We start from the raw sequence: 15,237 nt of genomic DNA on the forward strand, positions 1-15,237 counted from the left end.
GATCGGGGAAAAGGAGAGAAAAAGGTGCCGGGAATTACAAAAAGTGATACCGGCAATTGAAGTAAATGCTACTGGAAGGTTGAGAAAGTGATGGTAGCAGCAGGGGATGTTTTCTGTTTTGGTCTATTCATTTTTACATCATTATCATCATCATTATATATATAGCCATTTTTTTGCTATACGGTTTGCTATACTTTTGATATGCTGTTTTTAAAAGAAGTGTAAGAAGAAGGAATGCGTACGGATTTGAATATAACGGCTTATCAAAAGGAAAGAAAGAGGTTTAATGAGATGGGAATTAACAGCATATTTTATCAAGGAAACTAAAGGGAAAGAAGAGAAATAACGAAACCTGTTTAGAAATTTTAAGAAATACAGAAAAGAACAAGGGAAAAGGAGAAGAAGGGGAGTGAAAAAATAGAAGATTGTGGCGGAGGAAAGAGAACAACAAGAGAGAGAGAAATAAGGATGAAACAGAGGGATTCTCCTATAAATAAAAAAAGGGATCACGCCTGATCCCAACCTTTGTTAACCTTAAATCTAATACTATGAAAAACACAGTACAAAGGTACAGCTATTTTTGATTTTAGCAAACTCCGTGTGCGATAACGCGTGCTTTATAACACACTTTAAGATATGCCATCAGTAATTCTTTCTTTTTGTAAAAGAAAACGGTTTCTCCGGATTCAGTGCTTTTTGCCCAAAAATCAATAAACTTTCATTATCTTTTGCCTATCTTTGTCTTATCTAAACAAGAACAACAATGTCGGACTATGATCTAATCGCAATATTAGGCCCCACTGCATCCGGAAAAACAACACTGGCTGCCGCATTAGCATACGAATTAAATGCAGAAATTATTAGTGCAGATTCTCGCCAGTTATATCGTGGCATGGATTTAGGTACAGGAAAAGACCTGGCCGATTACACTGTTCATGGAAAAAAAATCCCTTATCATCTTATTGACATTGTTGACCCCGGATATAAGTATAATGTATTTGAATATCAACATGATTTCCTGAATGCCTACCATAAAATTAAAGAAGAAAATAAGTTCCCTATTTTATGTGGGGGCACGGGGATGTATCTCGAATCGGTTTTAAAAGGATATAAACTCGTTCCTGTACCGGAAAACACGGAACTACGAGATAAGTTAGCCGATAAATCGTTGAGCGAATTGACCAACATCCTTAGCAATTACAAAACATTACACAACGCTACTGATGTAGACACCGTAAAGCGTGCCATTCGCGCCATCGAGATTGAAGAATATTATAGGGCAAATGATCTTTCCCGCAGGGAATTTCCCAAGCTAAAGAGCCTGATTATAGGAACTCACATCGACCGCGAATCCCGACGCGAGAAAATATCGACCAGACTAAAGCAACGCCTGGAAGAAGGAATGATTGATGAAGTGAAAACGCTCCTTAATCAAGGCGTTCATCCGGAAGATCTTATTTACTATGGTTTAGAGTATAAATATCTCACTCTTCATGTAACGGGGAAACTCTCTTACGAAGAGATGTACAATCAACTTGAAATAGCTATTCATCAGTTTGCCAAAAGACAGATGACTTGGTTCAGAGGAATGGAGCGGAAAGGTTTCGATATTCATTGGGTAGAAACAGCCTGGACTTTGGAAGAGAAGATTAGCTATATCAAGGAATTATTAACAAAATCAGCATAAAGTAACAGGTATGAGTGTAGAACCCGGAAAATGGGGAGTCATATATAATCCCAAGGCTGGAACCCGCAAAGCGCAAAAGCGCTGGAAAGAGATTAAAGAGTATATGGATAGCAAAAACATATCATACGATTATGTGCAATCAGAAGGTTTCGGCTCGGTAGAAAGACTGGCCGGCATATTAGCAAACAATGGCTACCGCACCATCGTGGTTGTGGGAGGAGATGGCGCTATAAATGATGCCCTTAATGGTATTATGCTCTCGAATGCTGAAAACAAGGAGGAAATTGCCATTGGTATAATTCCTAATGGTATTGGAAATGACTTTGCTAAATATTGGACTCAAAGCCTTGAATACAAAGATGCAGTAGACTGTATTCTGAATAATCGCCAAAAAAAGATTGATATAGGTTTTTGCCGTTATTACAACGGAAAGAATCATGAACGACGTTTCTTTCTGAATGCTGTAAACATTGGACTTGGTGCACGAATCGTAAAAATCACCGATCAAACCAAGCGATTCTGGGGGGTAAAATTCCTGTCGTACTTTGCAGCTTTCTTTTTACTCTTCTTCGAAAGAAAATTGTATCGCATGCACCTCACCATTAATGGAGAGCACATACGCGGACGCATCATGACTATATGTATAGGTAATGCCTCCGGTTATGGGCAAACGCCCAGCGCCGTACCTTACAATGGGTGGCTGGATGTTTCTATTATATACCGACCGCAAATTCTACAGATATTTACCGGTTTAGTAATGCTAATCAGACGAAGAATACTGAATCATGAAGTAGTACGCATTTACCGCACCAAGAAAGTTAAAGTACTTCGGGCGCGAAATGCTTCTGTAGATCTGGATGGCCGCCTACTTCCTAAACATTTTCCAATTGAGGTTGGTATCAAAACCGAAGCTGTAACACTAATTATTCCCAACTAAATATATATATGGATATAAAGAACCTGAAACATAGCGAAAGTGGAAACTTCTTCCTTCTTGCCGGGCCCTGTGTAATTGAAGGCGAAGAGATGGCAATGCGTGTTGCCGAACGAATTGTGAGTATAACCGATAAGCTCAAGATACCTTATGTTTTCAAAGGATCATATCGAAAGGCTAATCGCTCTCGCTTAGATTCCTTTACCGGCATAGGAGACGAGAAAGCACTGAAAATACTGAGAAAGGTACACAAAACATTCGCCATACCTACCGTTACGGACATACACCTACCGCACGAAGCAGCTATGGCAGCCGAATATGTAGATGTACTCCAAATTCCGGCTTTCCTTTGCCGGCAAACAGATATCCTGGTAGCTGCCGCCCAAACAGGCAAAGCCGTTAACATTAAAAAGGGGCAATTCCTATCTCCTTTATCCATGCAATTTGCAATAGATAAAGTAGTAGAAGCCGGAAACCCTCATGTTATGGTAACGGAAAGAGGTACTACATTTGGCTATCAGGATTTAGTAGTAGACTATCGCGGAATACCCGAAATGAAAACTTTTGGTTACCCGGTTGTATTAGATGTAACTCACTCTCTGCAACAGCCCAACCAAACGGCCGGCGTTACAGGAGGTATGCCCCAGCTTATTGAAACCATAGCCAAAGCCGGAATAGCCGTAGGTGCCGACGGGTTATTTATCGAAACCCACGAAAACCCTGCCGTAGCTAAAAGCGATGGAGCCAACATGCTCAAATTAGATTTATTAGAAGATCTTCTTATCAAACTGGTTCGAATACGCGAAGCCGTTAGTTAACTTGCTCGTTTGTAATCAGTTTATAAAAAAAACAGATGTTTTGTGATTAACTCTATGAAACAACGACCAATAAATAAAAACAATTATAATTTTAATCAAAATCATGAAGCAATTCTTTAAAACACTACTCGTTGCTGCTCTGATTATAGGTGGTAATTACACTTTGGTTTCAGCACAACCGAGTCAATCCTCTGTTCCTCCTATTCCTGTTGATCCCAATGTGCGCATTGGTAAATTAAGCAATGGCCTTACTTATTATATTCGTAAAAACAATCTACCCGAGAACAGAGTCGACTTTTATATTGCACAAAAAGTAGGTTCTATTCAGGAAACTCCCGAACAAAGAGGGTTGGCACATTTCCTGGAACATATATGCTTTAACGGAACCACTCACTTTCCGGGCGATGCGCTTAAGCAGTATCTCGAATCAATAGGTGTTAAGTTTGGCACAAACCTGAACGCTTATACTGCTATAGATGAAACAGTATATAATATATCAAACGTTCCTGCCATTCGCGAAGGTATTATAGACTCTTGCCTTCTTATTCTTCACGACTGGTCGAACGATTTATTACTCGATCCTAAAGAAATTGATAAGGAACGCGGAGTTATTCAGGAAGAATGGCGTACCCGTATGAGCGCTACGCAACGCCTTCAAGACAAAGCCCTTCCGCAAATGTTTGCTGGTACTAAATATGCCGATTGCTTACCCATCGGAAGTATGGATGTAGTAACCAAGTTCCCTTACCAAACATTGAGAGACTACTACGAAAAATGGTATAGACCGGATTTACAAGGAGTTGTTGTAGTAGGAGATATTGATGTAGATGTAATTGAAAACAAAATAAAATCTTTATTTAGTGACATCCCGGCTCAGCCCAATGCAGCCGAACGAATTTATTATCCGGTAGATGATAATAAAGAGCCAATCATCGTTATCGAACAAGATAAGGAACAGGTTAACACTCAGATATTGCTATTCAATAAGCACAATGCTACTCCCGACAGCCAGAAAAGCAGTATGGATTATCTGGCAGAGAACTATGCAAAGAGCCTCATCAGCAATATGCTATGTGCGCGCTTAAACGAGCTTCGGCAAACTGCTACTCCTCCTTTTATATATGCAGGAGCTTATGACGGAAACTTCTTCGTAACCAAAACAAAAGGAGCCTTTACCGGATATGTGGTTTGTAAAGAGGGCGAAATAGAGAGCGGACTATCCAGCATACTACGCGAAATAGAACGCGCCCGCCGCTTTGGCTTCACCAACTCTGAATATACACGTGCCCGCGCCGACTATTTGCGTCAGTTGGAATCTGCTTATAATGAAAGAGATAAAAGAAAAAATGATAACTACGTAAATCAGTATGTGCGCCATTTCCTTGATAATGAACCTATCCCCGGCATAGAAGATTTATATACAATCATGAATCAAGTAGCACCTTCCATTCCGGTTGAAGCCTTGAACAAGTTCCTTCCTGCCCTTGTTACAGGTACCAATCAGGTAGTAGCCATCTTCGGTCCCGAAAAAGAAGGAATGGTTTATCCCGAAAAAGATGCCATTCGCAAGATTCTGGACGACATAAAGACAGAAGAACTTACTGCTTACGAAGACAAAGTATCCGACGAACCGTTAATTGCGCAACTGCCCACTCCCGGTAAAATCGTATCGGAGAAACAAAACGATATATTCGGTACCACTTCTTATGTATTATCAAACGGAGTGAAGGTTTATATAAAACCTACCGAATTCAAAGCCGACGACATACGCATGAAAGGTATCAGCTTCGGAGGAAGCTCTTTGTTCCCCAACGAAGATATCATAAACATTATGACGCTGAACTCTGTAGTAGGCGTAGGCGGAATGGCCAAATTCTCTCCTACAGAGCTTGAAAAGATGTTGGCAGGTAAAAAAGCATGGGCTTCTTCCAGTGTAGGAGGAGCTACCGAAAGCATCTCCGGAGGCTGCTCGCCAAAAGATTTCGAAACCATGATGCAAATTACCTACTTGGCGTTCACTGCACCACGCAAAGACGAAGAAGCTTTCCTATCTTATAAAAACCGCACCAAAGCAGCTTTACACAACCAGGAGTTAGAGCCAATGGTTGCACTAAGCGATACTATAAATGCTGCTGTGTACATGAATCATCCAAGAGCCAAAAGATTAAAGGCAGATATGATTGATCTGATCGACTACGACAAAGCAATCGACATGTACATGGATCGTTTTAAAGATGCCAGCGACTTTACATTTTTCTTTGTTGGTAATATAAATGCCGACGAAGTTAAACCTTTGATTGAGCAATATCTGGGCGCACTTCCCTCTATCAACAGAAAAGAAACATTCAAAGATAATAAAATGAACATACGCAAAGGGTTTTATAAGAATGAGTTCATTAAGCAACAAGAAACTGCCAAAGCCACTAACCTGGTGTTATATCATGGCAATTGTGCTTATACCATGAAAAATAAAATCTTAATGAGTATGCTCGATCAGATTATGAGTTTGGTTTATACCGAAACCGTTCGCGAAGAAGAAGGAGGTACTTATGGTGTGAGCGTAGAAGGCGGACTATCTAAATTTCCACGAGAAGTATTCACCTTCCAGGTTTCGTTCGATACCGACCCGGCAAAGAAAGACAAGCTAATGGAAATAGTTTTTGCCGAACTTGATAAACTAATAAAGAACGGTCCATCCGAAAGCAACCTGAACAAAGTGAAAGAGTATACACTGAAAAGCTTCAACGAAGCTGTGAAGGAGAATGGATACTGGATGGGAGTTCTCGAAGAGTATATTTTAACCGGTGTAAACAAGAACGAAGATTTCAGCAACCTGGTTAATAGTATTACAGTACAAGATATTCGCAAATTTGCTCATAGTTTATTCAAACAAAAGAATCAGATTGAAGTTACTATGATCAGCCCCGAAAAACAATAATGTTTGAACACAGAGACACAAAGGCACAGAGAATTTAACTCACTAAAAATGAGAGACTCTGTGCCTCCGTGTCTGTGTTCAAATCGTATTTTATCATTAATTGGGACTTTTGACACATTTCTCTTTTTTCTCCCTTCGTAATCTTCCTAACTTATATATCATCATCTTATGCTTTTCTTCGAACTACGTAAACACAGCAAACTTGCTGCCAAAAGGCATCCTATGTACGAAAAGAACAAGTTCGGCAAGTTCTTTATGTACATCATGTCCGTGTTCTGGGTTGGATATCTCATGTTTTTTGGAGTTTCCTTTGCATCAATATTCAGAGAGTCTGTTCCTAATATGGAAGCATATCATATTATTAATAAGGGGATAGGTATATTTCTAATCCTGGATTTCCTATTGCGATTTCCTTTTCAGAAAACTCCCACTCAGGAAGTCAAACCCTACCTGTTACTTCCTGTAAAGCGAAACAGGCTGATAGACTTTTTGCTGATTCGTTCCGGGTTAAGCACTTTCAATGCTATATGGCTGTTCTTTTTTATTCCATTCGCCATACTCACCGTTACCAAATTTTATGGTATATGGGGTGTGATAACTTATGGAATAGGCATCTGCCTGATTATGACCTTTAATAATTATTGGTTCTTGTTATGCCGCACACTGCTAAGCGAAAGAATCTGGTGGATTTTGTTCCCCATTGCCCTATATATTATACTGGGCATTGTAGAATTTTACTGCAACCACCCCATCAGTACTTTCACCATGAATATGGGAGAAGGCTTTATTGAAGGAAATATTCTCTACTTCCTATTTACTATTGCAGCCATTGTAATTATGTGGCTAATAAACCGACAGTTAATGTCTAAACTCATGTACTCGGAAATTAATAAGGTAGACGACACCAAAGTAAGAAACATCTCCGAATACAAGTTCTTAGAGAAATACGGAGAGGTGGGAGAATATTTTCGCCTTGAATTGAAAATGCTTTTCCGAAATAAACGATGCAAAAGCTCACTCCGTTCCATCGGAGCAATCGTTATTATATTCTCGCTTGCACTTAGCTTTTCGGATGTTTATAATGGAGCTTCCATGAAAAACTTCATTGCCATCTATAATTTTGCCGTGTTCGGAATGGTTATGCTTATACATATTATGAGTTTCGAAGGCAATTATTTAGATGGATTAATGACTCGTAAAGAATCTCTCATGAGTTTACTGAAAGCTAAATATTACTTCTACAGTTTATTGGTAGCTGTTCCTTTCATCTTATTAATTCCGGCCATCATAACAGGTAAAATCACTCTGCTTACTTGTTTCTCTTATGCCTTTTTCACTACCGGTCTTATCTATTTCATATTATTTCAAATGGCTGTTTATAACCACAAAACCACTCCGCTTAACGAAGGAGTTGCCGGCAGACAAACATCCGGAACAGGTTTTCAAAGTTTAGTAAGTTTCGCAGCTTTTGGCATTCCCCTTATATTATCGGCCACATTAAGAGCACTATTTTCCGAATCCATTGCTTTGTGGATTATGATGATTATTGGAATCGCTTTCACAGCAACTTCTTCTCTATGGATTAAGAATGTCTATCTCCGTTTCATGAAACGAAGATATAAAAACATGGAAGGCTTCCGGGATACCAGATAATACCGACTCTTAAACCGAAAACTCATAAACCCAATAACTTAAAAACAGAAAACCCATGATCACAATAAATAATCTGCAGAAACACTTCGGACAGAAACAAGCCGTTGATATAGAGAACTACCAAATAAACGAAGGAGAGATGCTGGGACTGGTTGGCAACAACGGAGCCGGCAAAACCACTCTTTTTCGCCTGATGCTTGATTTACTGAAAGCCGATCGGGGAAATGTTCTTATCAACGAGATTGATGTGAGCCAAAGCGAAGACTGGAAAAACATCACAGGTGCTTTTATCGACGAAAGCTTTCTCATCGATTACCTCACTCCCGAAGAGTTTTTCTACTTCACCGGTAAGATGTACGGCATGAAAAAGGAAGAGATAGATGAACGTCTTATTATTTTCGAAAGATTTATGAATGATGAAGTGATGGGACAAAAGAAATTTATTCGTAACTTTTCAGCGGGAAACAAACAAAAGATCGGTATTATCTCTGCTATGTTGCACAAACCTCGCTTGCTGATACTGGATGAACCATTTAATTTTCTGGACCCAAGTTCGCAATCGATCATTAAGCAACTACTGAAAAGGTACAATGAAGAGACAAATGCCACGATATTGATTTCCAGTCATAACCTGAATCATACAGTTGATGTATGTCCGCGAATTGCCTTATTAGAATATGGTACAATTATAAAGGATATTATCAACGAGAATAATTCGGCCGAAGCGGAACTGGAACAATATTTCAATGTAGAATAATATAAATTTTGAACACAGAGACACGAAATCACAGAGATTTTAATCAGAGTGAAAGATATAACTTATAAAAACTCCGAGTCTTTGTGCCTCTGTGTTCAGATTAATTAAATAATATGAGGAAATACTTTTTATATGCTCTCGTTTTAATCGGCTTTTCAGTCGGCCTAAGCTCTTGCGGAAGTGTAGCTCCGAGTATGGATTACAAAGCATTAGCAAAAGCCTCCGTAAAACTAAGGTTGGACATAGCTTATGAAGACAACCATAAACTATACATAGAATCTGCCGATTGGATTGGAACTCCTTATCGCCTGGGAGGCGACAGCAAAAAAGGAGCCGATTGCTCCGGTTTTACACAACAGCTATATAAAAAGGTATATAAAGTGAAACTGCCAAGAACTACAGATACCCAACTAAAAGCCTCAACAAAGGTAGTAAGGCATCAGCTCAAAGAGGGCGATCTGGTATTTTTCAGCAGTAATCGTTCCGGCAAAAAGGTTGCCCATGTAGGCATTTACTTAAAAGCCGGAAAATTTATTCATGCCAGTAGCAGTCAGGGAGTTATTGTCAGCAGTCTAAATGAAACTTATTATCAGAAACACTGGATAAGGGGAGGAAGAATTAAATAACTTAAAAAAACGCAGATATGAAAAGGCTATTCGGAATTCTATTTCTTGTGAGTATTGTGCTCAACAGTAATGCTCAGTTATTGTGGAAGGTTTCGGGAAATGGTATAAAGCAACCATCCTATATATTTGGTACACACCATTTGGCTTCTCTATCTATCATCGACAGTATTCAAGGGCTTCGCCCGGCATTCAACGAAGCCAACAGAATGATTGGAGAGATGGTATTATCCGAAACCCAAAGTCCTCAGTCCATACAACTCATGCAGGAAATGATGATGATGCCTGCCGACACCACCCTCAACATGTTGTTTACTACCGACGATTATGAACTGGTAAATAAATACGTAAAAGAGCATCTCAAGTTCGACATGAAAGATATGCCGAATCTACGTCCGGCTTTTATCAGCAATAACATCATTGTGATGCTATACCTCAAACACCATCCGGAGTTTAACCCCAAATTGCAGATGGATACTTTCTTTCAAAGCCAGGCAAAACAAAAAGGAAAGAAGATTATCGGACTTGAAACAATGGAATTTCAATGTAAGCTCCTGCTAAGCAGCACTACTCTGCAACGGCAAGCAGATTTATTAGTCTGCACACTCAAAGATATCAATAAAGCCGTAGATGTAACTCAAAGGTTAACAACAGCTTATATGAATCAGAAGTTAGATACAATGCTCAAAATCTCGGAAGAGAAAGAGCAATCCAAATGCGATCCTCTCCCGGAAGAAATGGAAGCAATGGTAGATAACCGAAATCGGGAATGGGTTAAACAGCTACCTGCTTTATTTGTGGAAGATTCAAATTTCGTAGCTGTAGGGGCTTTGCACCTGCCCGGAAAGAATGGATTAGTTAATTTATTAAGGAAAGAAGGCTTTTTGGTTGAAGCGGTTGATTGATAGTATATTTCTATATTTTTTGAACCACAGATTAACGCAGATTAACACAGAGTTTTTAGTTTCCTGCGGCATCTTAACTTAAAAATTCTGTGTTAATCTGCGTTAATCTGTGGTTCAATATATTATAAGATAAAGAATGCCATGCACTTATCATAATAAAATCGCCTCAACATTTGTCTAAACCAAATAAAACCCCTAATTTTGTGCCCGATTATTCCGCAACGGGTTGATTAAGTGTATTTAAGGAATTAAAAACCACCCGCCGGAGAAACCTGTATAAATAATAACAGATGTACGCAATTGTAGAGATCAATGGTCAGCAGTTTAAAGCTGAAGCTGGCAAAAAGTTGTTCGTTCACCACATTCAAGGTGCTGAAAACGGAGCAACAGTAGAGTTTGACAAAGTTCTTTTGGTAGACAAAGAAGGAGCTATTACAGTAGGAGCACCTACAGTAGACGGCGCAAAAGTTGTTTGCCAAGTTGTATCAGAACTGGTTAAAGGTGACAAAGTAATCATATTCCACAAGAAAAGAAGAAAAGGTTACAGAAAACGCAACGGTCACCGTCAACAATTTACAGAGTTAACAATTACAGAAGTAGTAGCTTAATCAATTAAAAAAGTAAAAAGAAATGGCACATAAGAAAGGTGTCGGTAGTTCGAAGAACGGCCGCGAATCGCAAAGTAAAAGATTAGGCGTGAAGATATTTGGTGGCGAAACTTGCAAAGCAGGTAATATCATCATTCGTCAAAGAGGTACTGAATTCCACCCAGGTGACAACATGGGTATGGGTAAAGACCACACTCTTTTCGCTTTAGTAGATGGAGTAGTTACTTTCAAAAGAGGTAAAAACGACAAGAGATTTGTTTCTATCGTTCCAACAGAACAAGAAGCACAAGCGTAAGGAATACTAAGATTATTTCAACTTTCAATAAAAAGGCATGTAGTTTTCGAACTATATGCCTTTTATTTTTTCTATAAGAGAACAATGAATTAATGGGGTGTATGCCACAATCTATCTCCGGATAATTCAATCTCATTCCCATCACTATCCAATACCTTCAGGCTGATAAACCCACCATTATTCATATCGAAATAGTACAACGTAATGGGTTGATAGCCGGCAGCCAGTGCTTTTTGCCCGGAAATCGTCACAGGACCATGAGGGCCATCGTTATCAACAACAACATCATCTCCTACATACAGCATACTTCCATCATCGGAGCCTAATGTAAATGTATACACTCCATCTTTATCTATTTTGATGTAGCCGGAGTAGATTAATCCTCTTTTCCGGTTTACATCTTCCGGAACTACAATGCCGTCTACCACATAGTTTTGTTTCAAAGGAAGTTTCTCAATCTCCTCGCATTTCCGCGCAATACCTTCATGCCATGCCAACGCAAGTCCTTGCTCTACATTTTCCGGTTTGTCTGCCGAACGATATTCTTCTTTCCGATAAGACATTTTTATGATATCGGCTGCTGTTCCATCCGGACGATAAAAGCGCAAAGTAAAATCGGTAGTTTCATTAATGGTGAAAGGTCCTGTATATAAAGTAGACTCTTTGGTAGGTATACTTCCATCAGTAGTATAATAAATAGAAATGTTTGGAAGCGGATTATTCCAAGTCACCTCCGTAGAGCCAATAAACGCGTTATTCAGATACGAGCCTTTCAGATCTAACGGACGATAATTGATCTTCATAACATCCCAACGAGAGAAATGCGGGATAAGTCGTTGATAGAATTTATTCCACTCTTCGCGCTTGCTATAATTCCAGGCAACTTCGCTCAACGCTGCCATGCGAGGCATTACCATATACTCCAATCGTTGGTAAGAAGGAATATATTCTGCCCAGGAATTGGCTTGTACACCTAAGATATATTTCTTTTGTTCATCAGTTAATCCTTCGGGTACCGGATCAAAATCATACACTCTGAACAAGGTTTGATCATCTTGCTTAAAATCGAAATAGTAATGAGAATTAGGTGTTAAAATCACCTCGCTATGTTTAGATGTAGCAACATCTACGGCTGTAGGTGCCCAAGGTCTCCAAAACATTACAACAGCTCCTTCGGGCAAGCCACCTTCTATAATTTCATCCCAACCAATTAATTTCTTTCCATTGCCATCAAAGAAGGCTTTCATCTCTTTTACGAACCATGATTGCAATTCTTTTTCGTCTTTCAGCTTTTCTTTTTTAATACGGGCCTTACAATTCGGGCATTTTAACCAATTGTCTTTTTCCACCTCATCGGCTCCCATGTGTATATACGGATAAGGAAAGAGCTCAAATATTTCGGCATATACATCCTTGCAGAATTGGAGAGTCGCATCTTTACCCGGGCAAATTGGTGCCGAGAAAGTTCTTCCCCAACTTGCCTGATTGAAACAAGCAAGCTCCGGATATACCTTAATAGCCGCAGAGAAATGTCCCGGCATATCTACCTCGGGAATTACATCAATGCCCCGATCGGCAGCATAAGCGATAACTTCGCGTATATCTTCCTGAGTATAGAACCCGCCATATTCTACAATTGTATCATTCTCAACCGGGCGCAATCTTTTTTCCGGAAGCTCATAATCAGGGTTGTGTTCGTTCTTTGCATATTTCATGCAAGTCCTATCATGCTTATTGTAAGTACGCCATGCTCCATTTTCTGTCAGCAAAGGATACTTTTTAATCTCCACTCTCCACCCTTGATCGTCTGTTAAATGCCAATGGAATTTATTGAATTTGTAGAGGGCCATCATATCCAAGAAGCGTTTCACTTCTTCTTTATCAAAAAAATGACGGGCATCATCCATCATCATTCCGCGCCATTCCCATGCCGGTTCGTCTTTTACAATCATGGCTTGCATGCCGATGCTGCTTTTTCCCTCAGTATTAGATTGCGGCAACAACTGGCGGATGGTTTGAATTCCCAATATCACTCCACGGGGATTAGAACCTTCCAAACATACTCCTTTATCATTAACAGTTAACGCATATTGGTCTTTCTCCCCCAATTCGGAATTTAAAAGCAAAGAAATGTTCTTTCCGGCATCGGCTCCTTCCACTACCGAAAGTGAAAAGCCGGTCTGCTTCAATATATGTTCCTGCAAATAGGTTGCTGCTACTGCCAACTCGGGTTGAGCATAGTAAATCTTCGCATCGGCATTTAATACAAACTGTCCGTTGAGCATGGTAAGTTCTGCCGGAAGCGGAATCAGGTTAACATCTTCTGTTTTTACATTTGTACAGCCTGTTGCAAACAGAAAAACGAACAGAGCCGCCCACAAATTTCTCATTGTCATTAAACTTTGGTTAGTAACTACATAAAACCGAGTGCCAAGTTACAAAAAGATTTTTTCCTCTAAAAGTATAGCTACAAACTTTTTGAATAATCTGTTTATTCTGTATGTATCTGCACCTTAAAATATGTATCTTTGCATAATTTTTAAAGAAGAAATTCATAAATAACAATAACATGCTTACCATTAAACAAATTACAGAAAACACGGAGGAGGTGCTTCGTGGTCTGGAGAAAAAGCATCTCAAAAATGCCAAAGAAACCATAGAAAAGGTAATTGAGGTAAATGACAAAAGAAAGCAAACTCAAACCTTATTAGATAGTAACCTTGCCGAAGTAAATGCCTTATCCAAAACCATTGGTCAACTCATGAAAGAGGGCAAGAAAGAGGAAGCCGATAAAGCAAGAACCCGCGTAGGAGAAATGAAGGAGGGCAATAAAGCTTTGGAGATTACTTTAAGTGAAACCGAAAATGAATTGCAAGAACTCCTTTACACCATTCCCAACATCCCCAACGAAAGTGTACCCGAAGGTTATGGAGCCGAAGACAATTTAGTAGAACGTACCGGAGGAAATGAAGTATCACTTCCTGCCGATGCTCTTCCACATTGGGACCTTGCTAAGAAATATGATCTGATAGATTTCGAACTCGGCGTGAAAATCGCCGGGGCTGGTTTTCCTGTATATAAAGGAAGAGGAGCACGCCTCCAACGTGCGCTCATCAACTTCTTTTTAGATGAAGCACGGGATGCCGGATACCTGGAAATAGAACCTCCTTATGTAGTAAATGAAGCATCCGGATATGGTACCGGACAATTACCGGATAAAGAAGGACAAATGTATCATGCCACTGCCGATAATTTATACCTGATTCCTACAGCAGAAGTTCCGGTAACCAACATTTACCGGGATGTTATTCTGGACGAAAAAGAATTGCCTATTAAGAACTGTGCTTATTCTGCATGTTTCCGTCGCGAAGCCGGATCTTATGGAAAAGACGTACGCGGTTTAAACCGGTTACACCAATTTAATAAGGTGGAAATTGTACGTATCGACAAGCCCGAGCATTCTTATGAATCTTTAAATGAAATGATAGAGCATGTAGAAAACCTTGTATCTAAACTGGAATTGCCCTATCGTATCCTTCGTCTTTGCGGTGGTGATATGAGTTTTACTTCTGCTATTACTTTCGACTTCGAAGTATATTCCGCAGCACAAAAACGCTGGTTGGAAGTTAGCTCTGTTTCTAACTTCGAATCTTATCAGGCCAACCGCTTGAAGTGTCGCTACCGTACAGCAGAAAAGAAAACAGAGTTATGCCATACGTTAAATGGTTCTGCGTTGGCGTTACCTCGTATTTTGGCTGCGCTATTGGAAAACAATCAGACACCGGAGGGTATTCGTATTCCTAAGGTATTGGTTCCGTATTGCGGGTTTGAGATTATTGATTAATACATTATTATGATATAAAACACAGAGACACTGAGACACTGAGTTTTTAATACTTTGTGGCTTTGTGACTCTGTGTTCTTAATAATAACATTTACTTATTCCAAGACCCCTCCCTTTCATATTTCATAAAGAACCATTATCTTTGCAAAAGATTATCATATTATCACCGATTACG

General features: G+C 39.6%; 12 protein-coding genes. 11 read left to right on the forward strand and 1 reads right to left on the reverse strand.

Annotated elements, in window-relative coordinates; all coding sequences use genetic code 11:
* The first annotated feature begins 763 nt into the window (after window positions 1-763).
* The 10 genes from miaA to rpmA all read left to right on the forward strand — a co-directional run bounded on the left by miaA (window position 764) and on the right by rpmA (window position 11,218).
* Window positions 764-1,687 carry a tRNA (adenosine(37)-N6)-dimethylallyltransferase MiaA gene (gene miaA, locus D0T60_RS06630; RefSeq protein WP_163217373.1) on the forward strand — a complete coding sequence of 308 codons (924 nt, stop codon included), beginning with the start codon at window positions 764-766 and terminating at the stop codon, window positions 1,685-1,687.
* A 10-nt stretch (window positions 1,688-1,697) separates the two neighbouring features.
* Complete coding sequence (locus D0T60_RS06635) at window positions 1,698-2,624, forward strand: diacylglycerol kinase family protein (RefSeq protein WP_163217374.1); 927 nt, start codon at window positions 1,698-1,700, stop codon at window positions 2,622-2,624.
* A gap of 8 nt (window positions 2,625-2,632) precedes the next feature.
* The gene (kdsA, locus tag D0T60_RS06640; RefSeq protein ID WP_163217375.1) at window positions 2,633-3,439 is read left to right on the forward strand and encodes a 3-deoxy-8-phosphooctulonate synthase; all 807 of its coding nucleotides are present in this window, start codon (window positions 2,633-2,635) and stop codon (window positions 3,437-3,439) included.
* 103 nt (window positions 3,440-3,542) lie between these two features.
* Window positions 3,543-6,377, forward strand: coding sequence for a pitrilysin family protein (locus D0T60_RS06645; protein ID WP_163217376.1), 2,835 nt, complete (start codon window positions 3,543-3,545; stop codon window positions 6,375-6,377).
* Between the two features lie 168 nt (window positions 6,378-6,545).
* Window positions 6,546-8,030: a DUF5687 family protein gene (locus D0T60_RS06650; protein WP_163217377.1), complete on the forward strand. Its 1,485-nt coding sequence runs from the start codon at window positions 6,546-6,548 to the stop codon at window positions 8,028-8,030.
* Between the two features lie 55 nt (window positions 8,031-8,085).
* Window positions 8,086-8,787, forward strand: coding sequence for an ABC transporter ATP-binding protein (locus D0T60_RS06655; protein ID WP_163217378.1), 702 nt, complete (start codon window positions 8,086-8,088; stop codon window positions 8,785-8,787).
* A gap of 113 nt (window positions 8,788-8,900) precedes the next feature.
* The gene (locus D0T60_RS06660; RefSeq protein WP_163217379.1) at window positions 8,901-9,413 is read left to right on the forward strand and encodes a C40 family peptidase; all 513 of its coding nucleotides are present in this window, start codon (window positions 8,901-8,903) and stop codon (window positions 9,411-9,413) included.
* A 17-nt stretch (window positions 9,414-9,430) separates the two neighbouring features.
* Complete coding sequence (locus D0T60_RS06665) at window positions 9,431-10,315, forward strand: TraB/GumN family protein (protein ID WP_163217380.1); 885 nt, start codon at window positions 9,431-9,433, stop codon at window positions 10,313-10,315.
* A 290-nt stretch (window positions 10,316-10,605) separates the two neighbouring features.
* Window positions 10,606-10,923 carry a 50S ribosomal protein L21 gene (rplU, locus tag D0T60_RS06670; RefSeq protein WP_163217381.1) on the forward strand — a complete coding sequence of 106 codons (318 nt, stop codon included), beginning with the start codon at window positions 10,606-10,608 and terminating at the stop codon, window positions 10,921-10,923.
* A gap of 22 nt (window positions 10,924-10,945) precedes the next feature.
* Window positions 10,946-11,218: a 50S ribosomal protein L27 gene (gene rpmA / locus D0T60_RS06675; RefSeq protein WP_163217382.1), complete on the forward strand. Its 273-nt coding sequence runs from the start codon at window positions 10,946-10,948 to the stop codon at window positions 11,216-11,218.
* 89 nt (window positions 11,219-11,307) lie between these two features.
* On the opposite strand, the gene D0T60_RS06680 is transcribed toward rpmA, so the two are convergent.
* A complete protein-coding gene (locus tag D0T60_RS06680) occupies window positions 11,308-13,608 on the reverse strand; it encodes a family 20 glycosylhydrolase (RefSeq protein WP_163217383.1) in 2,301 nt (766 codons plus the stop codon).
* A gap of 179 nt (window positions 13,609-13,787) precedes the next feature.
* Here D0T60_RS06680 and serS point away from each other — a divergent pair, with 179 nt between their 5' ends.
* Window positions 13,788-15,062 carry a serine--tRNA ligase gene (gene serS / locus D0T60_RS06685; RefSeq protein WP_163217384.1) on the forward strand — a complete coding sequence of 425 codons (1,275 nt, stop codon included), beginning with the start codon at window positions 13,788-13,790 and terminating at the stop codon, window positions 15,060-15,062.
* Window positions 15,063-15,237 lie beyond the last annotated feature (175 nt).

Origin of the sequence: Bacteroides sp. 224 (genome assembly GCF_010500995.1) — a bacterium.
Lineage (GTDB): Bacteria > Bacteroidota > Bacteroidia > Bacteroidales > Bacteroidaceae > Bacteroides.

Excerpts from the sequence above, each read along its gene's own strand:
- D0T60_RS06650 (WP_163217377.1), top strand. The coding sequence starts at position 6,546 with ATGCTTTTCTTCGAACTACGTAAACACAGCAAACTTGCTGCCAAAAGG.
- rpmA (WP_163217382.1), top strand. The coding sequence starts at position 10,946 with ATGGCACATAAGAAAGGTGTCGGTAGTTCGAAGAACGGCCGCGAATCG.
- D0T60_RS06665 (WP_163217380.1), top strand. The coding sequence starts at position 9,431 with ATGAAAAGGCTATTCGGAATTCTATTTCTTGTGAGTATTGTGCTCAAC.
- miaA (WP_163217373.1), top strand. The coding sequence starts at position 764 with ATGTCGGACTATGATCTAATCGCAATATTAGGCCCCACTGCATCCGGA.
- D0T60_RS06655 (WP_163217378.1), top strand. The coding sequence starts at position 8,086 with ATGATCACAATAAATAATCTGCAGAAACACTTCGGACAGAAACAAGCC.
- serS (WP_163217384.1), top strand. The coding sequence starts at position 13,788 with ATGCTTACCATTAAACAAATTACAGAAAACACGGAGGAGGTGCTTCGT.
- D0T60_RS06645 (WP_163217376.1), top strand. The coding sequence starts at position 3,543 with ATGAAGCAATTCTTTAAAACACTACTCGTTGCTGCTCTGATTATAGGT.
- D0T60_RS06660 (WP_163217379.1), top strand. The coding sequence starts at position 8,901 with ATGAGGAAATACTTTTTATATGCTCTCGTTTTAATCGGCTTTTCAGTC.
- kdsA (WP_163217375.1), top strand. The coding sequence starts at position 2,633 with ATGGATATAAAGAACCTGAAACATAGCGAAAGTGGAAACTTCTTCCTT.
- D0T60_RS06635 (WP_163217374.1), top strand. The coding sequence starts at position 1,698 with ATGAGTGTAGAACCCGGAAAATGGGGAGTCATATATAATCCCAAGGCT.
- D0T60_RS06680 (WP_163217383.1), bottom strand. The coding sequence starts at position 13,608 with ATGAGAAATTTGTGGGCGGCTCTGTTCGTTTTTCTGTTTGCAACAGGC.
- rplU (WP_163217381.1), top strand. The coding sequence starts at position 10,606 with ATGTACGCAATTGTAGAGATCAATGGTCAGCAGTTTAAAGCTGAAGCT.